Here is an 18,466-nt window from a genome sequence, read left to right as displayed (position 1 = left end):
TCGTCATGCTCGTTGTGCTCGTTGTGCTCGTCGTACGTCCCCTCATGTCCCGGCGGCGTCGGCCGCCAGGTCGGAGGGGTGCTGGGCCAGGGGTGTGACGTCGATCGCCATATAGGGGAAGAGGGGCAGGTTCCACAGGATCTGGTGAAGCGCCTCGTTGTCCTCGACGTCGAAGACGCTGAGGTTGGCGTACTGCCCGACGCAGCGCCAGATGTGCACCCAGGTGCCCGCTTTCTGCAGCTCCTGGCAGTACGCCTTCTCGCGCGCCACCAGGTCCGCGCGCACCCCGGGGTCGAGGTCGCGCGGGATGTCGACGTTCATCCGTACCGCGAACAGCATCGGGCGTCACACCTTGTCGAGGACGAAGTCGTAGGTGACCTGGCGGCCGCTGCCGTCTACGGCGGGGCCGGGGTCGAGGATGAGTTCGGGCTTCACGGCCTGGGCGATGTCGTCCGCGACATGGCTGCCGCCCTTGAAGTACAGCTGGGTGGTGATGAGTTGGTGGCCGGGGGCGGACACCTTCAGATGGAGGTGTGCGGGGCGCCAGGCGTGCCAGCCCGCGGCGGAGATCAGCTGCCCGCAGGAGCCGTCGGTGGGGATCTGGTAGGGCGCGGGCTCGATGGTGTGAATCCTGAAGTGGCCCTGGCCGTCGGCGACGACCGTGCCACGCAGATTCCACTCGGGCAGGTCCGGGGCGAACTGGGAGTAGTAACCGTCGTTGTCGGCGTGCCATATCTCGATCACGGCGCCCGGCAGCGGGGTGCCGAGCGCGGTGGTGGCCTGGCCCTGGAAGAGCAGCGGGGTGCCCTCCTCGCCGTCGCGCATGGGCAGCGTGGCCTCGGCGGGCAGGCTCGGCGCGCCGGGGACGTAGTACGGGCCCTCGATGGTGCCCTTGCTGCCCTCGCGGCTCTCGTTCGCCACCTCTTCCACGACGTGTTCGACCCACACGTCCAGGAACAGCGGCCACTCGCCGTCCTCGCCGACCTGGATCAGCCACGCCTTGAGCGCGTCGTACTCGGCGTAGGTCAGCTTGTGGCGGCGGATGATGTCGTGGGTGGCGGCGAGGAGTTCGGAGACCAGGGTGTCCACGCGTGCGGTGTCGGCCCCGGCGGCGCCGGTGTGCTGCTTGGTGCGGAACCGCTCGGTGGCGGCGGCACCGGACGCGGCGGCGGTGGCCTGTTCGGTGGGCCGGTCCGTGCTGATGTCGGTCATGATCGCTTTCCTTGTCCGTCGAATCGTGGGTGGTGGGGTGGTGTCGGGGTCGGGGTCGCGGTCAGCGGTCCTGGCGGTAGCGGGCCAGCTTGGCGGGGTCGACGGCGATGCCGAGCCCCGCGCCCTCGCGGACGCGCAGGGTGCCGTCCGCGATGGTCAGCGGCTCGGCGAGGAGGTCGTCGGACATGTCGAGGAAGTTGGAGAGTTCGCCCGGGTGCCGGGAGGCCGTCCGGTGGGCGGCGCCGAAGGCTACCGCGCACAGCGTGCCGATCTGGCCGTCGATCTGGTTGCCCATGACCACCTCGACGCCCAGCCCCTCGCACTGGTGCAGCACGCGCTGGGAGGCGGTGAACCCGGTGCGGGCGGTCTTGATGCTGATGGCGGTGGCGGATCCGCCGAGGAGTTCGCGGGTGACCTCGGCGGCCCGGGTGGCGCTCTCGTCGGCGATGAAGGGGATGGGGCTCTGGGCGACCAGCCAGCGCCGCCCCAGCACATCGTCGGCGGGGCACAGTTCCTCGGCGAAGGTGAGGCCGAGGTCGGCCATCTCGCGCAGGGCGCGCGCCGATTCGGACGCGGTCCAGCCACGGTTGCCGTCGATGTACAGCCCGGCGTCCGGGCCGAGGGCGTCGCGCAGCGCCCGGCAGGCGTCGACGTCGGCGCGGTAGGGCTGCCGTCCGACCTTCACCTTGAACGTGGTGATGCCGTAGGTGTCCCGGACCCGCAGCGCCTCGTCCACCATCTGCCCGGTGGGCGCGAATCCGACCATGTGGCTCACCCGCATCCGGTCGCCGAAGCCGCCGAGCAGGGCGGACACCGGCATGCCCGCGGCCTGGCCGAGGATGTCCCACAGGGCCATGTCGACGGCGGCCTTGGCGGTGGGGTTGCCCACCGTCCGGTCGAGCTTGTCGTGGACGGCCTCCCGCTCCAGTGGCGTCAGGCCCAGGATCTGCGGTGCGAAGATCTTGTCGATCACCGCCACGATCGACTCCTGGGTCTCGCCGTAGGTGTACGGCCGGGGCGGCGCCTCGGCGGTCCCCGTCAGGCCTTCGTCGGTGTGCACACGTACCAGGACGTGGTCGGCGGTGTGGACCTCACCGCTCGCGAACCTCAGGGGCTTCTCGTAGGGGATGGCGAAGGGGATGGCCTCCACCTTGACGATCTTCAATGCCGCTCTCCTCCGAGTCTCCTTCGAGCTCTCCTTCGAGCGTGTTCTCCGCGAGAAACACGTCGTTCTGCTCCAGCGCCTTCAGCAGGTTCCGCAGCAGCGGTGAGTCGTCGTCCTCGCGCCAGGCGAGGTCCAGCCGGACGCACAGCGCGTCCTCGATGTCCTTGCACACCACTCCCTCGCGCGGCGCCGAGCGGATCGAGTCCGGCAGCACGGCCACCCCGAGCCCCGCCGCCACCAGGGCGAGGGCGGCCGAGGTCTCGGTGACCTCGTAGGCACGGTGCGGATAGAAGCCGGAGGCGAGACAGCTGCGGATCACCGCGTCGCCCACGACGGAGCCGAGCGCGGCCGCGTACATGATGAAGTTCTCGTGCCGCAGCTGCTCCACCCGTACGGAGTCCGCCTCGCCGAGCCAGTGGCCCTCGGGGACGGCGGCCACCAGGGGCTCGGTGGCGATGGGGCGGTGGACGATGCCCTCCTGGCGCACCGGCGGACGCAGTACGCCGACGTCGAGACGGCGCTCGGTCAGCCCCGCTTCCTGGGCGGGTGTGAGCATGTCGGTGTGCACCTCCAGGATCACCTGCGGCAGCTCGCGCTTCACCAGCCGGGCCAGCACGGGCAGTTGGCGGTACGAGGCGGAGCCCGTCAGCCCGATCCGGAGCACACCTTCCGCGCCGGAGGCGAACCGCCCGACCCGGGCCACCGCCTCGTCGACCACGGTGAGGATCCGTTCCACATCGGTACGGAACACCTCACCGGCCCCGGTCAGGGCGACGTGCCGGGTGGTGCGGGCGAACAGCTCCACCCCCAGCTCCGTCTCCAGCCGCCGGATCGCCTGGGACAGCGGGGGCTGGGCCATGTGCAGCCGTTCCGCGGCCCTCCCGAAGTGCCGTGTCTCGGCGACGGCCGCGAAATACCGGAGCTGCCTGAGTTCCATCGGAAACTCCCCTCACACTGCGACTCAGCGTAGGGAACGCGTCCCATACACCACAAATACCTGGTCACAGCCTATTGAGACGTGGGAGATATCAATAGGGTTCGAGTGCGGGGAGCGGGTCAGCCCGCGCTCCAGATGTCCGGCCGGGAGCCGTCGGTGTCGGTGAATCCGTACTCCGCGGCGAGCTGGGCGGAGCTGACGGACCGCTGGTTCCACCGGGCCCGGCCGGGGTCGGCGGCCAGCGTGGCGATGGCGCGGCCGACGTAGCGGGGCGACTCGGAGGACGCGAAGCTCTCGGGCGCGGTCGGGCGGCCCTCGCCCCGGTCCGCGAGCAGCGCGTCACGCCAGTTCTCCTCGCGGACCCCGTAGTTGTCGAGCATCATTTCCGAGCGCAACCAGCCGGGCGTGATGGCCACGGCCGTCGCATCGTAGGGGGCCAGCTCATGACCCTGGGAGAAGGCCAGCCGGTTCACGGCGGTCTTCACCAGGTCGTAGAAGACCGAGATCCGGTAGCGCCCGGCGTTGTACTCGGCGGTGCCGTCCGTCACCTCGACGAGCAGACCGCCCGGCTTCCCGATCAGGAGCGGCAGCAGATGGTGCGAGGTGATCAGGTGGGTGTCGAGGCCGAGCCGGAGGATGCGCAGACCGGCGTCGAGGTCGTGGTCCCAGATCGGGGTGTTCCAGTCGGCGGGCCCGCCCTTGAGGCGTTCGGCGCCCCAGATGTCGTTGACGAGAATGTCGATGCCGCCGTGGTCGTGGCGGATGCGCCGCGCCAGGCCGCGGACCTGCTCGGAGTCGAGGTGGTCGGCCTGGATGGCGATTCCGGTGCCGCCGAGGCGGGTGACGAGGTCGGCGGTCTCCTCGATCGTCTCGGGCCGGTCGTAGTCCGAGTGGCCCGAGCCCGTGACGCTGCTGCGTCCCGTACAGATGACGGTCGCACCGGCCTCGCCCAGCGCGGTGGCGATGCCGCGCCCGGCGCCACGGGTCGCCCCCGCGACGACGGCGACCCGTCCGCGCAGCGCCTCGTGATCCGGTGACCAGCTCACCCGATGAGTGTCGCACGCGCGCCGGAGGGCACGCCGATCGCGCCGCGCCCTGCCTTCCCGCTCTTGCGCGGGGTGGCACCGAGGGCCTGGACGCCGACCCGCACCTCGGCGAGGGCGGCGCTGTCGCGGATGGCTCCGCGCAGGACGAGGCCCGCCCCACCCGTTATGGCCACGGTACTCATCGTTGCATCAAAGCACAGGTTGATACAATCTGCATTCCTGTCTCCCGTACGCGCACACGATCGGGGTCGCCCGTGTGCGCCCTCTGCTCGCGGCCGCGGCGCAGCGGTCAAGCCTAGGATGAAGCGTCCTCGTCCACCACACGAAGAGCGCAGGGGCTGATGTCGCGGCCGAATCTGACCACCTCGATCGCCACCCGCCTGGTGGACCTGATGCGCCACAGCGGCCTCGACGAAGGGGCCCACATCACCGAGCAGTGGGCGGCGGACGCACTGGACGTCTCGCGCACCCCCGTCCGCAAGGCCATGGCCTTCCTCACCGAGGTCGGCATCCTCACCCGGGTCCCGAACCGCGGCTTCTTCCTGGCCCGTGGCGCGGCCACGCTGACCCGGCGCGATCTGTCCGAGGACACCGACGTCGAGCAGGAGGCGTACTTCCAGATCGCCGACGACTACGTCGGCGGCCGCTTCACCGGCTCGTTCACCGCCGCCGACATCAGCCGCCGCTACCGCCTGACGCCGCGCCAGGCCGACCGGGTACTGGTCCGGATGGACGGCGAGGACCTGGTGCGCCGCAGAGCGGGCGGCCGGGGCTGGGAGTTCCAGCACGTCCTCACCACCGTCGAGGCGCACGACCAGAGTTACCGCTTTCGGATGATCATCGAGCCCGCGGCGCTGCTGGAGCCCGGCTTCACCGTGGACACCGAGGCGTTCGCACGGCACCGACGGCAGCAGGAGGCGCTGCTGCGCGGTGACATCCTGCTGCTGCCCCGGGCCGAGCTGTTCCAGGTCAACGCCTCGTTCCACGAGATGCTGGTGGGCTGCTCGGGGAATCAGTTCCTGCTGGACGCCGTACGGCGGCAGAACCGGCTGCGCCGCCTGATCGAGTACCGCCACCAGGTCGACCGCTCCCGGCTGACCCACCAGGCCCGCGAGCATCTGCGCCTGCTGGATCTGATGGAGGGCGGCGGCATCAAGGAGGCGTCGGCGTTCCTCCAGGGCCATCTGGACAAGGTCCGCTCCCTCAAGACCGGGATCGACCCGGAGGCGTAGTCCCGCAGCGCTCCTGAGGCAACCGAGTGCGAGGTCTGTTGTATCAATGCGCGCCTTGAAACAATATTGTGGGACCATGAACGCTGACCGCACCGCCGTGCTCACCGTGGACGGCCGCCCGTACCGCTATCTGCCCCTGGACCGCCTCCTGCCGCGCGCGGAGCTGGACACCCTCCCGTACGCGGTGCGCGTCCTGCTGGAGAACGTCGCGCGGCGCGCTCCCGGTGCGCTGGCGGATGTGGTCGGCCGGGCCCGGTCCGGGGGCGGGGGATGCGAGGTGCCGGTGCATCCGAACCGGATCATGCTGCACGACACCACGTGCCTGCCCGCCCTCGCCGACTTCGCGGCCATGCGGGACAGCGTCGCGGAACTGGGCGGCGAGGCGGAGCGGTTGCAGCCCGCCATCCCGGTCGACCTCACCGTGGACCACTCCGTCATCGTCGAGGAGTACGGCCACCCCGACGCCGTCGAGCGCAATCTGCTGATCGACTTCCGCCGCAACCGGGAGCGCTACGAGTTCGTCAAGTGGGCCGAGCGCAGCGTGCGGAACTTCCGGGTCGTCCCGCCCGGGACCGGCATCATCCACCAGGTCAACATGGAGGCGCTGGCCCGGGTCGTCTGGCAGCAGGACGCCCCCGGCGAGGACCCGCCGTGGCTGTACCCGGACGTGCTCGTCGCGACCGACAGCCACACCCCGATGATCAACGCGCTGGGCGTCATCGGCTGGGGTGTCGGCGGGCTGGAGGGCCAGGCGGCCATGCTGGGCGAGCCGGTCACCATCCCGTACCCGACGGTGGTGGGCGTGCGGCTGACCGGCCGGCTGCGGCCCGGCGTCGGCGCCACCGACCTCGCCCTCACCCTGACCGAACGGTTGCGCGCCAAGGGCGTGGTGGACAGCTTCGTGGAATTCTGCGGCACCGGCGCCACGACGCTGGGCTGGGCGGAGCGCGCCGCGGTCGCCAACATGGCGCCCGAGTACGGAGCCACCTGCGTGTTCTTCCCGTACGACGACGAGACCGCCGCGTATCTGCGGCTCAGCGGGCGGGACGAGGCACACGTCCGGCTCGTCGACGCCTACCTGGACGCCCAGGGGCTCAAGCGCACCGAGGACCGGCCGGAACCACGCTACGACGATGTCATCGACCTCGACCTCGGCACGGTGGAACCGAGCATGGCCGGGCCGAACCTCCCCCACCAGCGGCTGTCGCTGTCGCGGGTGCCCGCCTCGTACCGCGCGGCGGCGACTCCCACGGCGGTGGACACCGGGGACAAGGACACCGGGGACACCTTCGGCGAGCCGCTTCCCGAGGGCCCGGTGGCCATCGCGTCGATCACCAGCTGCACCAACACCGCCAACCCGGCGCTCATGGTGCAGGCGGGGCTGCTCGCCGAGCGGGCCGTCCAGGCCGGGCTGAGTGCCAAGCCCTGGGTGAAGACGTCCCTCTCCCCCGGTTCGCGGGTGGTCGAGGAGTATCTGCGGGCGGCCGGGCTGCTGCCCGCCCTGGAGAAGACCGGTTTCCACATCGTCGGCTTCGGCTGCATGACCTGCATCGGCAACTCAGGACCGCTGCACCCGGCGATGGAAGACCTCGCCGAGCGGGGCGCGGTCGAGCCCGTCGCCGTCCTGTCCGGCAACCGCAACTTCGCCGGGCGGGTCAACCCCCGCACCCCGCTGTCCTATCTGGCCTCCCCGCCCCTGGTCGTGGCCTACGCCCTGGCCGGTTCGATCCTGCACGACTTCGGCCGCGACCCCCTGGGCACCACCCCCGGCGGCCGACCCGTCCACCTCCGGGACCTGTGGCCGACGGACGAGGAGGTGAGCGCCCGTATCGCCGAGCACGTCCGCCCCGAGCTGTTCCGGGCGAACGCCGCCCGTCTCCACGACGGCACCGAGGCGTGGCGCGGCGTCGAGGCCCCGGGCAGCACCCGCTTCCCCTGGAGCCCCGAGTCGACGTACGTCCGCCGCCCGCCGCATCTGACCGGACTGTCGGCCACGGCCCCGGACCGCGTCACCCTGGGCCGGGCGAAGGTGCTGCTGCACCTCGGTGACGACGTCACCACCGACCACATCTCCCCCGCGGGCCGGATCCCCGCCGACAGCGCGGCGGGCCACTGGCTGACCGAGCGCCAAGTGGCCCGCCGCGACCTCAACCAGTACTCCACCCGCCGCAGCAACCACGAGGTGATGCTGCGCGGCGCCTTCACCAACCCGGCCGTCGCCAATCTGCTGCCCGGAACCCAGAAGGGACCCGGCGCCCACACCCATACGGCCGACCGCACCCGGGTCCTGCCGGTGCACGAGGCCGCGCCCACCTACCGCGACGCGGGCTACGACCTGGTCGTCGTCGCGGGCCGCAACTACGGCGCCGGTTCCAGCCGCGACTGGGCCGCCAAGGCGCAGGCCCTGCTCGGCGTCCGCGTGGTGGTGGCCGAGTCGTACGAGCGCATCCACCGCAGCAACCTGATCGGCATGGGCGTCCTGCCCCTGGAGTTCCCGGAGAGCGACAGCGCGTCGGCCCACGCGTTCACCGGAGCGGAGGAACTGTCCTTCGAAGGGCTCGGCCAACTGAGCGTCGGCACCAACCGGGTGGTCCTCCGCCTCCACGGCGACAGCCCCACCACGGCGGAGCTGCGGCTGCGGATCCACTCCCGGCAGGAACTCGCCTACCTGCGCCACGGCGGCATCCTGCCCTACGTGGTCCGCCGCTCCCTTCAGGGACCATGATGTCCCTGCGGGGCGAGATGGCGTCGACGAGAGACGGTGGGCATGGACTGGGAGAGCTTCGCGGAGCAGATGGCCGTCATGGCGCGGGACCTGCTGGCACAGGACTCGGTGGACGCCACGCTGGAGCGGATCACCGCGAGCGCCGTGGAGAACGTCGAGGGGTGCGACGCGGCGGGGATCCTGCTCCTCCACGGTCAGCACGTGGAAACCCTGGCCCCGACCGAAGGGCTGGTGGTCCGCTCCGATGAGCTGCAGGAGCACACCGCCGAGGGACCGTGCTTCGACGCCGCTCTCCACAGCGAGCCCGTCTACCGGATCAGGGACCTCGCCGAGCCGCAGGAGAAGTGGCCCGAGTTCGGGCGCCGCGCCCGTGACCTGGGCATCGGGAGCATGATGGGGTTCTTGCTCTACACCAGGGAAGAGGAACTCGGTTCGCTGAACCTGTATGCACGGCGTACGGGCGTCTTCACCAAGGGCAGCGAGACGGCGGGCTGGCTGCTGGCCTCGCACGCCGCGGTCGCGTTCTCCAGCGCCCGTACGGCCGACCAGCTCCAGCAGGCGCTCTCCACCCGGCACACCATCGGCGAGGCCATGGGCATCCTCATGGAACGCCTCAAGGTCAGTGAGGACGACGCCTTCAACGTGCTGCGGCGGGTGTCCCAGGAGCGCAACATCAAGCTGCGGGACATCGCCCGGCAGGTATGTGAGAGCGGCGGCATCGACGGCTGAGGGCCGCCGTGCCGCCGCAATGCGGCTCCACCGGCCCGCATTCTGGACCGGAAGAGCCTGGCCATCGCGTTCCCCCGGGGGACTCACTGACAGCGTGGGGCGCGGGTACCCGGCGCCCCAACCCGTATGCATGCCTCTCAGCAGACAAGGGCTCAGCGGGCGAGGGCCGGGATGATGCCGCCCGCGAGAACCGCCTCGCGCTGCCGGGGCGAGAGCCGGTGGCGCAGCAGGTACTCCTCGTCCCGGGTGGTATTGCGTACGCGGAGGGTCCGGTCGTCCGTCCGGTTAAGGGCCTCGTGCAGACCGGACAGAGAGAGCCGGTCGTCGGCCTCGACGCGCTCATAGTCGCCGGGATCGTCGAATTCGAGCGGCAGGACACCGAAGTTGGCGAGGTTCTGCCAGTGGATGCGGGCGTACGACACCGCGATGACCGCTCGTAGCCCGAGGTAGCGCGGAGTGATGGCGGCGTGTTCGCGGGACGAACCCTGCCCGTAGTTCGCACCGGCCACGATGAAGTGTCCGGTGGTGTCCCGCACCGACGCGGCGCGCCGCGGGTAGTCGGGGTCCAGCCGGGTGAGGGTGAACTCGGCCAGCTTCGGGACGTTGGACCGGTAGGGCAGGGCCTTCGCCCCGGCCGGGGAGATCTCGTCCGTCGAGACGTCGTCACCGGCCTTGAGCAGGACCGGCCCTTCGAGGGTGTCCGGCAGCGGGTCGAGGTCGGGCAGCGCGGAGATGTTGGGGCCGCGCACCAGCTGGACGCGGTGGGCCTCGTCCGGCGGCAGCGGTGGCTCCAGCATGGCGTCGTTGACCGACGGCGGCTCGGGTGCGGGTGGCGCGGGCGGGTCCGCAGAGAGGCGGTCGGCCCAGTCGCGCGGGTCCGTGATGACGCCGGTCAGCGCGGACGCCGCGGCGGTCTCCGGCGAGCACAGCCACACCGCGTCGTCCTCGGTGCCGGAGCGGCCGGGGAAGTTGCGCGGGAAGGTACGCAGCGAGTTGCGCCCCGCCGCGGGCGCCTGCCCCATGCCGATGCAGCCGAGACAGCCCGCCTGGTGGATACGGCCACCGGCGGCGATCAGGTCGAACGTGGCGCCCGACCGCGTCAGGTCCTGCAGGATCTCGCGGGACGTGGGGTTGACGTCGAAGCTCACCCCGGGCGCCGTCTGCCGGCCCGCCACCATGGCGGCCGGTACGGCGAAGTCGCGGAATCCGGGGTTGGCGGAGGAGCCGATGACCGCCTGTCCGATGGGCTCCCCGGCGGCCTCCCGGACCGGCACCACGTTGCCCGGCGAGGTGGGCCGTGCGATCAGCGGCTGCAGGGACGACAGGTCGATCTCCTCGTCGAGGTCGTACGTGGCGTCCTCGTCGGCGACGATCTCGGTGAAGTCCGCGCCGCGCCCCACTCCGTCGAGGAAGCCGCGCACCGCGTCGTCGGAGGGGAAGACGGTGGTGGTGGCGCCGAGTTCCGCGCCCATGTTGGCGATGACGTGCCGGTCCATGGCGGTGAGGGAGGCCAGCCCGGGCCCGTGGTACTCCAGCACGCGGTGGACACCGCCCTGCACACCATGGCGGCGCAGCATCTCCAGGATCACGTCCTTGGCGCTGACCCACGGCGCCAGTTCGCCGGTCAGCCGGATGCCCCAGATCCTCGGCATGGTGAGGTGGAGCGGCCGTCCGGCCATGGCGAGGGCGACTTCCAGGCCGCCGGTGCCGATCGCCAGCATGCCGAGCGAGCCGCCCGCGCAGGTGTGGGAGTCGGATCCGGCGAGTGTTCTGCCGGGGGCGCCGAAGTGCTGCATATGGGTCGGGTGGGAGACGCCGTTGCCGGGCCCCGAGAACCACAGGCCGAAGCGGCGGGCGGCCGAGCGCAAAAAGAGGTGGTCCTCGGCGTTGCGCTCGTCGGCCTGGAGGATGTTGTGGTCGACGTACTGGACGCTGACCTGCGTACGGACCCGGTCCAGCGCCAGCGCCTCCAGCTCCTGCATCACCAGGGTGCCGGTGGCGTCCTGGGTGAGCGTCTGGTCCACGCGCAGCGCGATCTCCTCCCCCGGCTCCATGCGGCCGGAGACGAGGTGGTCGCCGATCAGCCGCTGTGTCACGGTGCCGTGTGCGCGGCCACGAGGGGGACCCATAGCGGTACCGCCTTCCCGGTGCGGAGCGGCCGGATTGTCCGGGCGCCACCATGCGGGTTCCCTTCAGCGGCGGCTATGACGGCCGCGCGGCGGCACGGTCACCCGTACGGGCCCTCGACTCGTACGGGTCTCCCGCGTCAGGCGCGTGAGGTGAGGATGCTGAGCGCGTTGGCGGCGACGATGGCGCCGATGCTCGCCCACTCGGTCCACCCCAGGCTCTGGCCGAGGATGATCCATCCGACGACCGCGGCGAGGACCGGGTTGACGCTCATGAACAGCCCGAAGGTCTGCGCGGGGACGCGGCGCAGGGTCAGCAGGTCGGCGAGGTAGGGCACGGCGGAGGAGAGGACACCGGCGGCGATGGCGTAACCGGCCGCCCCCGGCGTCGGCGGGTGTTGCACGGCGATGACGATGCCGACGGGCAGGAACAGCAGGGCGGAGAGCGCGGCGGCCGCCGCCGACCCCTGGAGTCCGGGGACGCGGCGGCCGACGGTGCGGTTGAGCAGGATGTACGACGCCCAGCAGGCGGCGGCCAGCAGCCCGAGGCCGAGGCCCAGGTAGTCGGTGGAGGGCTGCGGGCGCATCAGGGTGACCACGCCCGCCAGGGCGACCAGCGCACAGCACGCGTCCGTGCGGCGGCGGGAGGCGGACAGGGCGATGGTGAGCGGGCCGAGGAATTCCAGGGTCACCGCCAGCCCGAGGCCGATGCGGTCGATGGCGCTGTAGAGGGACAGGTTCATGACGCCGAAGACCAGGGCCAGCAGCAGCACCGGCCACCACTGCCGCTTGGTGAAGGAGCGCAGTTGGGGGCGGCCGACGGCCAGCAGGGCGATGGCGGCGACGTACTGGCGTACCGCGACGACGCCGGTGGCGCCGAGGACGGGGAAGGCGAGGGAGCCGATCGCGGCCCCGGTCTGGTTGGACAGACCGCTCCCGGCCATGGTGAGCACCCCGGCCAGCGGCCGCCCGGCCGGTTTCGGTTCCGGGAAGTCCGGGCTCGTGGGTGACGTAGCGGTCCGGTGCGCGGGGGCCGGGGAGGGGGCGGAAGCGGGGGCGTGGGCTGCGTCCATGCCCCGATCGTGGGGCCGGGCGACCATTGCGCAAAATGCGTTCCACAACGCACCTATACGCTGTGGTTATGGATGTGGAGCTGCGGCAGTTGCGCTGTCTCGTCGCGATCGTGGACGAGGGCACCTTCACCGATGCCGCGATCGCGCTCGGGGTGTCCCAGGCGGCCGTTTCCCGCACGCTGGCCTCGCTCGAACGCGCCCTCGGAGTGCGGCTGTTGCGGCGTACGTCCCGGACGGTGACCCCGACCGGGACCGGGCTGCGGGTGGTGGCGCAGGCCCGGCGGGTGCTCGGGGAGGTGGACGATCTGGTGCGGGAGGCCACGTCGGGCCACACCCGGCTGCGGATCGGCTACGCCTGGTCGGCGCTGGGCAGCCACACCCCCGCCTTCCAGCGCCGCTGGGCGGCCGCGCGTCCGGAGACCCGGCTGCACCTCGTACGGGTCAACACGGCCACGGCAGGTCTCGCGGAGGGGGCCTGTGACCTGGCCGTACTGCGCAAGCCGCTGGAGGACCACCGCTTCGACTCGGCCATCGTGGGGCTAGAGCGGCGGCTGTGCGCGATGGCGGCGGACGATCCCCTGGCCCGGCGCCGCTCCATCAGGCTCGCCGACATCGGCGACCGCACGCTGCTGGTCGACCGGCGGACCGGCACCACCACACCCGAGCTGTGGCCGCCCGGCGCCCGCCCGGCCACCGAGGAGACGCATGACGTCGACGACTGGCTGAACCTGATCTCCACGGGCCACTGCGTGGGGATGACGGCCGAGTCGACCGCGCACCAGTATCCGCGGCCCGGCATCGTGTACCGGCCGGTGCGCGACGCCGAGCCGATCGCGGTACGGCTGGGCTGGTGGCGGGACGATCCGCATCCCGCCGGACAGGCGGTGATCGAGCTGCTCACCGCGCTCTACCGGGCGGGGTGAGCAGCGGTCTCCTTAATAGAAGTGCCTGCGCCCGGCGACCGCGTGACCCGCGGTGCCCAGGGCCCACAGGACCGCCCCGATGACGAGAAGGACGATGCCGATCGTCCACAGGACGGCGATACCGGTCAGCAGGCCGATGATGAGGAGAATGACCCCGAGGACAATCATGGCGTCCTCCGATCTCTCGGGATTGCTCCACCTCAACTATCCGCCTCTTCCGTCCGCCGCGCCAACGCGTCGCACCCCCGCCGGGGGCATCCGCGCGCGGCTCGGGCATCGTGGCTACCGACGTGTTCGCCCAGGAGCCGTGAGGAGTCATCGATGACGACAGCCGAGTCCCGTGAGGCGGCGGCCGGGTCCGCCGAGCCCGTGGTGCGCGCCGCCGCCGGTGCGGTGCGCGGCCGCCGGGAGGACGGTCTGGCCGTGTTCCGTGGCATCCCGTTCGCCGAGCCGCCGGTCGGGGAGGCGCGGTTCCAGGCGCCGCGCCCCGTACGCGCCTGGGAGGGGACGCGGGACGCGTTCACCTTCGGGCCGCCGCCCCCGCAGGAGTCGGGGTTCATGGGCCGCACCGGTGTGCTGGAGGCGCCCACGGGCGACGACTGGCTGACGGTCAACGTCTGGACCCCCGAGCCGGACCCGGCCGCGCGCCGCCCGGTGATGGTGTGGATCTACGGCGGCGCCTACAAGCTCGGCCACTCCGGCAGCCCCGGCTACGACGCCCGGCGCATCGCCCGCGACGGCGACCTCGTCGTGGTCACCCTCAACTACCGCGTCGGCATCGAGGGCTTCGCCCACCTCGACGGGGCGCCCGCCAACCGCGGTCTGCTCGACCAGGTCGCGGCCCTGGAGTGGGTGCGGGAGAACATCGCGGCGTTCGGCGGCGACCCCGGCCGGGTCACCGTGTTCGGCGAGTCGGCCGGAGCCGGGTCGGTCGCCTCGCTGCTGGCCATGCCGAGCGCGGCGGGGCTGTTCCGGCGCGCCATCGCGCAGAGCGTGCCGGGCACGTTCTTCTCCGGCGAGCTGGCCCGGGACATCGCGGGCGCGCTCGCCACCGAGGCGGGCCTGCGCCCGACCGCCGCCGATCTGGCCACGGTCGACCCGCGACGGCTGACCTCGGCGGGCGAGGCGCTGGGCCCCAAGATGCGCCAGTACGAGGAGACGTGGGGGAAGGTCGTCCACACGCAGACCCCCTTCTCCCCCGTCGTCGACGGCGAGGTGCTGCCGACCACCCCGTGGCAGGCGCTGGCGGCCGGTGCGGCGCGCGACGTGGAGCTGATCGCCGGGCACAACCGGGACGAGTACCGGCTGTTCCTCGCCCTCAGCGGACAGCTCGGCGAGGCGGGCGAGGAGGAAGCGGCGGCGGCCCTGCGCACATTCGGGCCGGGGCCGGACGGCGAACGGGCCTACCGCGCCGCCTTCCCGGACGCCTCCCCCGCCGGACTCCACGAACGCGTCCAGTCCGACTGGCTGTTCCACATGCCCTCGCTCCGGCTGGCCGAGGCCCAGGTGGCCGGGGGCGGCCGCGCCCATGTGTACGAGCTGACCTGGCCCGCCCCGGGAGGCGGCGGCGCCCTGGGCGCCTGCCACGGCCTGGACGTCCCGCTGCTGTTCGGCACCTTCGACGCGGACCTCGGCATGCTGCTGTTCGACGCCTCCGGGCCCTCGCCGGAGGCCGAGGCGCTGTCGTCCCGCTTCCGCGCGGCCTGGACCGCGTTCGCCGCGACGGGCGACCCGGGCTGGCCCGCGTACGACCCGGCGCGGCGGCTGACCCAGGTCTTCGACGCGGCGCCCGAGGTCACCGCCTACCCGGAGGAGGTCTCCCGCGTCCTCTGGCAGGACCACACCTTCCCGGCCCTGCCCCTGCTCAGCTGACGCCCTCCTCGGCACGCCGGACGTTGGCCACCATCGTGCGCAGCACCTTGAGCGCGGCCACGTACTCCTCGTCGCCGACGCCCTCGTGGACCACCGCGCGCAGCTCGGTGACCAGGGCGCGCAGCCGGGCGCGGGCGGCTTCGCCCGCGTCGGTGAGGTGCAGACGGCCGTCGGCGTCGGCCCGCAGCCAGTCGCGGTGCAGCAGCTGGTCGATGACGCGCGGAATCTCGTACGGGCCGTCCGCGAGGGGCGTCAGCCGCTCGGCCACGTCCGCGCGGCTGGGCGCGGCGGGCCAGGAATGTACGCAGTTGAGCACCCAGTACTGCGGCTGGGTGGCGTCGGTCCTGGCCATCGCGTCGCGCAGCTGCCGGGTGACGGTGGTGTGGGCCAGCCCGGTCCAGTAGCCGACCGGCTGGCTCGCCAGCATGTCGTCGGTGGCGGCGGGATCGGCCGGGGCCTGGTCGGTGAGGCCGTTACGTAACGGGGTCATGAGCAGGACGCTACCCCCGGTTGTGGGCGTTCCGCGGGGTCGTCGGTGGCCGGGGGATCGGCCGGGCCTGAACGCGGCCCCGTACACCGGCGGCGGGTGGGGCGGCCTTACGCTGGTGGCCGTGCACATCTGCTTTGTCTGTAGCGGGAACATCTGCCGTTCACCCTCCGCCGCCCTGGTCTTCGCCGAGCAGCTGCGCCGCGCGGGCCTCGACGGCGCGGTACGGGTCACCAGCGCCGGGATCGGCCCCTGGCACGTCGGCGAACCCGTCGACGAACGGGCCGGTGAGGTGCTGGACCAGCGCGGCTATCCGGTCGAGCACGTCGCGGCCCAGGTCGGTGCCGAGCATCTGGACGCCGATCTCTTTCTGGCCATGGACAGCGGCCACGAGCGGGCGCTGCGCCAGCTGGTCGACGATCCGTCCCGGGTCCGGATGCTGCGGTCCTTCGACCCGGACGCGACCGGCGACCTGGACGTGCCCGATCCGTACTACGGCGGTCCGGAGGGATTCGACGAGGTGCTGGACATGATCGAAGCCGCGACACCCGGCCTGCTCGCCTGGGCCCGCGAGCGCGCGAGCGTATGACCGGCGAAGGACCGGGCGCGGCGGCGGCCCGGCTCACCGGCCTCCCGGTGACCGGCGAGCGCGCGCTGTCCGGGGCGCTCGCCGAAGTCACCCTCGACGGTGGGCAGGTGGTGATGGTCAAGCGCGGGGACGACCCCGGCGCGGTGGCGGCCGAGGCGGCCGGGCTGCGCTGGCTGGCCGACACCGGCACGGTCAACGTCCCGGTGGTGCACGGCCACGACCCGCGCTGGCTGGTGTCCGACCGGGTCCCGTCCGGCCGGGCGAGCGCGGAGACGGCGGTGCGGTTCGGCGGCGCTCTGGCCGCCCTGCACGCGTCCGGCGCGCCCGCGTTCGGCGCCCCGCCGCCGGGCGGCCCCGAGGACGCGTACATCGGGCTCGCCCCGATGCGCAACGTCACCGGCGGCGACTGGCCGGGCTGGTACGCAGAGCACCGGGTGCTGTCCTATCTGCGCCGCGCGGTCGACGACGGAACGGTGCGCGCCGCCGAGGCGGCCACGATCGAGCGGGTCTGCGAGCGGCTGCCCGAGCTGGCGGGCCCCGCCGAGCCGCCCGCCCGGCTGCACGGCGACCTGTGGAACGGCAATGTGCTGTGGGGCGCGGACGGGCAGGCCTGGCTGATCGACCCGGCCGCGCACGGCGGACACCGGGAGACGGACCTGGCGATGCTGCACCTGTTCGGCTGCCCCCACCTGGACCGGGTGCTGGCGGGCTACCAGGAGGCGTCGCCGCTCGCCGAGGGCTGGGCGGACCGCATCGGGCTGCACCAGCTCTTCCCGCTGCTGGTGCACGCGGTGCTCTTCGGACGCGGCTACGCCGAGCAGGCCCTCACGGCGGCCCGCACCGCCCTGGCGGGGTAGCCTCCGTCATGCCTGGGCGGCCCGCGTAAGCCGGTCGGCGAGGGCCGCGACGAGGGCGCGCAGCTCGTCGGGGCGCTCGATGACGAACGGCAGGTCCAGCGACGCGAGCACGCCGGGCAGCCAGTCGAGCCGTTCCACGCGCAGTTCGACGCGCGACCACTCCCCGGCCGCCGGGGCTTCGGTCACGAGCGCGACACTCGCGGGCAGCCGGGTGTGGATCTGCTCGGCCGTCCCCTGGATCCGCAGCGTCACCTGATGCCGGTACGGCGCGGTGGCGAGCCCTTCCAGGACGCGCCGCGCCGGGTCGAGTCCGGCGGGCGGCTCGAACGAACCGGGCAGGGTGCGCGCATCGGCGACGCGGTCCAGCCGGAACGTCCGGTCCTCGCCGATCCCGGCATCCACGCCGGTCACGTACCACTTGCCCGCGTGGGCGACGAGCCCGTACGGGTGCAGGGTGCGCTCGCCGGACCGGCCGTCGGCGGCGGTGTAGCGGATACGGACCGGCCGGTGGTGGCGCACCGCGTCGGCGATGGCCAGCAGGACCGGGGTCTGCGGGGCGGCGGACGCGCCGGGCGGGGCCGTGAAGGCGAGGGAGTCGAGCACGGCGTCGAGTCGGTGGCGGAGCCGGTCGGGCAGCACCCGCCGGATCTTGGCCGCCGCGGTCTCCCCGGCCACGGTCTCGGCCGCCGTGCCCGGGGCCGTCGTCAGGCCGCTGCGCCGCCCGGCGGCCAGGCCGAGCAGCACGGCGAGCGCTTCGTCGTCCGTCAGCATCAGCGGGGGCATGCGGAAACCGGGGGCGAGCCGGTAGCCGCCGTAGCGGCCGCGCACCGACTCGACGGGTACGTCGAGGTCGATGAGGTGGTCGGCATACCGCCGCACCGTGCGTTCGTCCACGCCGAGCCGGTCGGCGAGTTCGGCGACGGTGCGCAGGCCGCCCGACTGCAGAAGTTCCAGCAGGGTGAGCACGCGCGCGATCGGTCGGGGCATACCGACAAGTCTCCCGTAGATACCGGGCGGGTTCTGCCCGGTATTGCCCGTAGCGTGCGGTCCGAAGCACCGACCGACCAGGAGAAACACCCATGGACTTCGTCTCGATCCGCGTCATCACCGGCGACATCACCCGCCTCGTCGGCTTCTACGAACACGCCACCGGAGTGCGGGCGCGCTGGGCCACCGAGGACTTCGCCGAGCTGAGCATCGGCTCGGCCACCCTGGCGATCGGCAGCACCCGCACCGTCCCGATGTTCGCGCCCGGCTCGTCCCACCCGGCCGACAACCGCAGCGTCATCCTGGAGTTCCGGGTGGACGACGTGGACAGCGTGTACCGGAACCTGACCGGCACCGGCTTCGTGCGGGACGTCGTCAAGGAGCCCACCACGATGCCCTGGGGCAACCGCTCGCTCCTCTTCCGCGACCCGGACGGCAACCTCGTCAACTTCTTCACCCCCGCTGCGTCCCATATGCCCGGATAGGGTGGATAAGAGCATGTGGGA

General features: G+C 72.4%; 19 protein-coding genes. 8 read left to right on the top strand and 11 right to left on the bottom strand.

The features are described from left to right. Positions 1-42: 42 nt before the first annotated feature. From catC to ACWC5C_RS17540, 6 genes are all read right to left on the bottom strand, one after another. On the bottom strand, positions 43-339 hold the full coding sequence (gene catC, locus ACWC5C_RS17565; protein WP_450876250.1) for a muconolactone Delta-isomerase: 297 nt from the start codon (positions 337-339) through the stop codon (positions 43-45). A gap of 6 nt (positions 340-345) precedes the next feature. Next, a complete protein-coding gene (catA, locus tag ACWC5C_RS17560) occupies positions 346-1,212 on the bottom strand; it encodes a catechol 1,2-dioxygenase (protein WP_450876249.1) in 867 nt (288 codons plus the stop codon). Positions 1,213-1,273: 61 nt separating this feature from the next. Then, positions 1,274-2,377, bottom strand: coding sequence for a mandelate racemase/muconate lactonizing enzyme family protein (locus tag ACWC5C_RS17555; RefSeq protein WP_450876248.1), 1,104 nt, complete (start codon positions 2,375-2,377; stop codon positions 1,274-1,276). Continuing rightward, the gene (locus ACWC5C_RS17550) at positions 2,304-3,314 is read right to left on the bottom strand and encodes a LysR substrate-binding domain-containing protein (RefSeq protein WP_450876247.1); all 1,011 of its coding nucleotides are present in this window, start codon (positions 3,312-3,314) and stop codon (positions 2,304-2,306) included. The genes ACWC5C_RS17555 and ACWC5C_RS17550 overlap by 74 nt, the downstream gene beginning before the upstream one ends. A 119-nt stretch (positions 3,315-3,433) precedes the next feature. Beyond that, complete coding sequence (locus ACWC5C_RS17545) at positions 3,434-4,360, bottom strand: SDR family oxidoreductase (protein WP_450876246.1); 927 nt, start codon at positions 4,358-4,360, stop codon at positions 3,434-3,436. Next, complete coding sequence (locus ACWC5C_RS17540) at positions 4,357-4,542, bottom strand: RraA family protein (protein ID WP_450876245.1); 186 nt, start codon at positions 4,540-4,542, stop codon at positions 4,357-4,359. Before ACWC5C_RS17540 ends, ACWC5C_RS17545 begins: the two co-directional genes overlap by 4 nt. A gap of 159 nt (positions 4,543-4,701) precedes the next feature. On the opposite strand from ACWC5C_RS17540, the gene ACWC5C_RS17535 reads away from it, so the two are divergent. From ACWC5C_RS17535 to ACWC5C_RS17525, 3 genes are all read left to right on the top strand, one after another. Further along, positions 4,702-5,592 (top strand): FCD domain-containing protein, encoded by an 891-nt coding sequence (locus ACWC5C_RS17535; RefSeq protein WP_450876244.1) that lies wholly within the window; start codon positions 4,702-4,704, stop codon positions 5,590-5,592. Between the two features lie 76 nt (positions 5,593-5,668). Beyond that, positions 5,669-8,317, top strand: coding sequence for an aconitate hydratase AcnA (gene acnA / locus ACWC5C_RS17530; RefSeq protein WP_450876243.1), 2,649 nt, complete (start codon positions 5,669-5,671; stop codon positions 8,315-8,317). A 42-nt stretch (positions 8,318-8,359) separates the two neighbouring features. After that, a complete protein-coding gene (locus ACWC5C_RS17525; protein ID WP_450876242.1) occupies positions 8,360-9,046 on the top strand; it encodes a GAF and ANTAR domain-containing protein in 687 nt (228 codons plus the stop codon). Positions 9,047-9,198: 152 nt separating this feature from the next. Here ACWC5C_RS17525 and ACWC5C_RS17520 read toward each other — a convergent pair whose 3' ends face one another. Together ACWC5C_RS17520 and ACWC5C_RS17515 are read right to left on the bottom strand one after the other, a co-directional pair. Then, complete coding sequence (locus tag ACWC5C_RS17520) at positions 9,199-11,175, bottom strand: aconitate hydratase (protein ID WP_450876241.1); 1,977 nt, start codon at positions 11,173-11,175, stop codon at positions 9,199-9,201. 137 nt (positions 11,176-11,312) lie between these two features. Further along, positions 11,313-12,245 carry an EamA family transporter gene (locus ACWC5C_RS17515; RefSeq protein WP_450876240.1) on the bottom strand — a complete coding sequence of 311 codons (933 nt, stop codon included), beginning with the start codon at positions 12,243-12,245 and terminating at the stop codon, positions 11,313-11,315. A gap of 68 nt (positions 12,246-12,313) precedes the next feature. On the opposite strand from ACWC5C_RS17515, the gene ACWC5C_RS17510 reads away from it, so the two are divergent. Then, a complete protein-coding gene (locus ACWC5C_RS17510) occupies positions 12,314-13,168 on the top strand; it encodes a LysR family transcriptional regulator (RefSeq protein WP_450876239.1) in 855 nt (284 codons plus the stop codon). 12 nt (positions 13,169-13,180) lie between these two features. Here the strand turns inward: ACWC5C_RS17510 and ACWC5C_RS17505 are convergent, their stop codons facing one another. Next, positions 13,181-13,336 carry a DUF6131 family protein gene (locus ACWC5C_RS17505; protein ID WP_385443032.1) on the bottom strand — a complete coding sequence of 52 codons (156 nt, stop codon included), beginning with the start codon at positions 13,334-13,336 and terminating at the stop codon, positions 13,181-13,183. 153 nt (positions 13,337-13,489) lie between these two features. Between ACWC5C_RS17505 and ACWC5C_RS17500 the strand changes: the two genes are divergently transcribed. After that, on the top strand, positions 13,490-15,040 hold the full coding sequence (locus ACWC5C_RS17500; RefSeq protein WP_450876238.1) for a carboxylesterase/lipase family protein: 1,551 nt from the start codon (positions 13,490-13,492) through the stop codon (positions 15,038-15,040). On the opposite strand, the gene ACWC5C_RS17495 is transcribed toward ACWC5C_RS17500, so the two are convergent. Then, on the bottom strand, positions 15,033-15,530 hold the full coding sequence (locus tag ACWC5C_RS17495) for a MarR family winged helix-turn-helix transcriptional regulator (protein ID WP_450876237.1): 498 nt from the start codon (positions 15,528-15,530) through the stop codon (positions 15,033-15,035). The genes ACWC5C_RS17500 and ACWC5C_RS17495 overlap by 8 nt on opposite strands. Positions 15,531-15,651: 121 nt before the next feature. Between ACWC5C_RS17495 and ACWC5C_RS17490 the strand changes: the two genes are divergently transcribed. Both ACWC5C_RS17490 and ACWC5C_RS17485 read left to right on the top strand, forming a co-directional pair. Further along, positions 15,652-16,116 carry a low molecular weight protein-tyrosine-phosphatase gene (locus ACWC5C_RS17490; RefSeq protein WP_450876236.1) on the top strand — a complete coding sequence of 155 codons (465 nt, stop codon included), beginning with the start codon at positions 15,652-15,654 and terminating at the stop codon, positions 16,114-16,116. Then, positions 16,113-16,973 carry a fructosamine kinase family protein gene (locus ACWC5C_RS17485; protein WP_450876235.1) on the top strand — a complete coding sequence of 287 codons (861 nt, stop codon included), beginning with the start codon at positions 16,113-16,115 and terminating at the stop codon, positions 16,971-16,973. The genes ACWC5C_RS17490 and ACWC5C_RS17485 overlap by 4 nt, the downstream gene beginning before the upstream one ends. A 6-nt stretch (positions 16,974-16,979) precedes the next feature. Here ACWC5C_RS17485 and ACWC5C_RS17480 read toward each other — a convergent pair whose 3' ends face one another. Next, the gene (locus ACWC5C_RS17480) at positions 16,980-17,960 is read right to left on the bottom strand and encodes a helix-turn-helix transcriptional regulator (protein WP_450876234.1); all 981 of its coding nucleotides are present in this window, start codon (positions 17,958-17,960) and stop codon (positions 16,980-16,982) included. Between the two features lie 92 nt (positions 17,961-18,052). Here ACWC5C_RS17480 and ACWC5C_RS17475 point away from each other — a divergent pair, with 92 nt between their 5' ends. Then, positions 18,053-18,445, top strand: coding sequence for a VOC family protein (locus ACWC5C_RS17475; protein WP_450876233.1), 393 nt, complete (start codon positions 18,053-18,055; stop codon positions 18,443-18,445). The last annotated feature ends 21 nt before the right edge of the window (positions 18,446-18,466 follow it).

This window comes from Streptomyces sp. NPDC001700, from assembly GCF_053596435.1.
Note: the sequence above shows the minus strand (reverse complement) of the source record. Positions and strands in the feature narration are given on the sequence as shown.

Excerpts from the sequence above, each read along its gene's own strand:
- ACWC5C_RS17485 (WP_450876235.1), top strand. The coding sequence starts at position 16,113 with ATGACCGGCGAAGGACCGGGCGCGGCGGCGGCCCGGCTCACCGGCCTC.
- acnA (WP_450876243.1), top strand. The coding sequence starts at position 5,669 with ATGAACGCTGACCGCACCGCCGTGCTCACCGTGGACGGCCGCCCGTAC.
- ACWC5C_RS17505 (WP_385443032.1), bottom strand. The coding sequence starts at position 13,336 with ATGATTGTCCTCGGGGTCATTCTCCTCATCATCGGCCTGCTGACCGGT.
- ACWC5C_RS17550 (WP_450876247.1), bottom strand. The coding sequence starts at position 3,314 with ATGGAACTCAGGCAGCTCCGGTATTTCGCGGCCGTCGCCGAGACACGG.
- ACWC5C_RS17515 (WP_450876240.1), bottom strand. The coding sequence starts at position 12,245 with ATGGACGCAGCCCACGCCCCCGCTTCCGCCCCCTCCCCGGCCCCCGCG.
- catC (WP_450876250.1), bottom strand. The coding sequence starts at position 339 with ATGCTGTTCGCGGTACGGATGAACGTCGACATCCCGCGCGACCTCGAC.
- ACWC5C_RS17535 (WP_450876244.1), top strand. The coding sequence starts at position 4,702 with ATGTCGCGGCCGAATCTGACCACCTCGATCGCCACCCGCCTGGTGGAC.
- ACWC5C_RS17475 (WP_450876233.1), top strand. The coding sequence starts at position 18,053 with ATGGACTTCGTCTCGATCCGCGTCATCACCGGCGACATCACCCGCCTC.
- catA (WP_450876249.1), bottom strand. The coding sequence starts at position 1,212 with ATGACCGACATCAGCACGGACCGGCCCACCGAACAGGCCACCGCCGCC.
- ACWC5C_RS17520 (WP_450876241.1), bottom strand. The coding sequence starts at position 11,175 with ATGGGTCCCCCTCGTGGCCGCGCACACGGCACCGTGACACAGCGGCTG.
- ACWC5C_RS17495 (WP_450876237.1), bottom strand. The coding sequence starts at position 15,530 with ATGACCCCGTTACGTAACGGCCTCACCGACCAGGCCCCGGCCGATCCC.
- ACWC5C_RS17525 (WP_450876242.1), top strand. The coding sequence starts at position 8,360 with ATGGACTGGGAGAGCTTCGCGGAGCAGATGGCCGTCATGGCGCGGGAC.
- ACWC5C_RS17510 (WP_450876239.1), top strand. The coding sequence starts at position 12,314 with ATGGATGTGGAGCTGCGGCAGTTGCGCTGTCTCGTCGCGATCGTGGAC.
- ACWC5C_RS17540 (WP_450876245.1), bottom strand. The coding sequence starts at position 4,542 with ATGAGTACCGTGGCCATAACGGGTGGGGCGGGCCTCGTCCTGCGCGGA.
- ACWC5C_RS17480 (WP_450876234.1), bottom strand. The coding sequence starts at position 17,960 with ATGCCCCGACCGATCGCGCGCGTGCTCACCCTGCTGGAACTTCTGCAG.
- ACWC5C_RS17500 (WP_450876238.1), top strand. The coding sequence starts at position 13,490 with ATGACGACAGCCGAGTCCCGTGAGGCGGCGGCCGGGTCCGCCGAGCCC.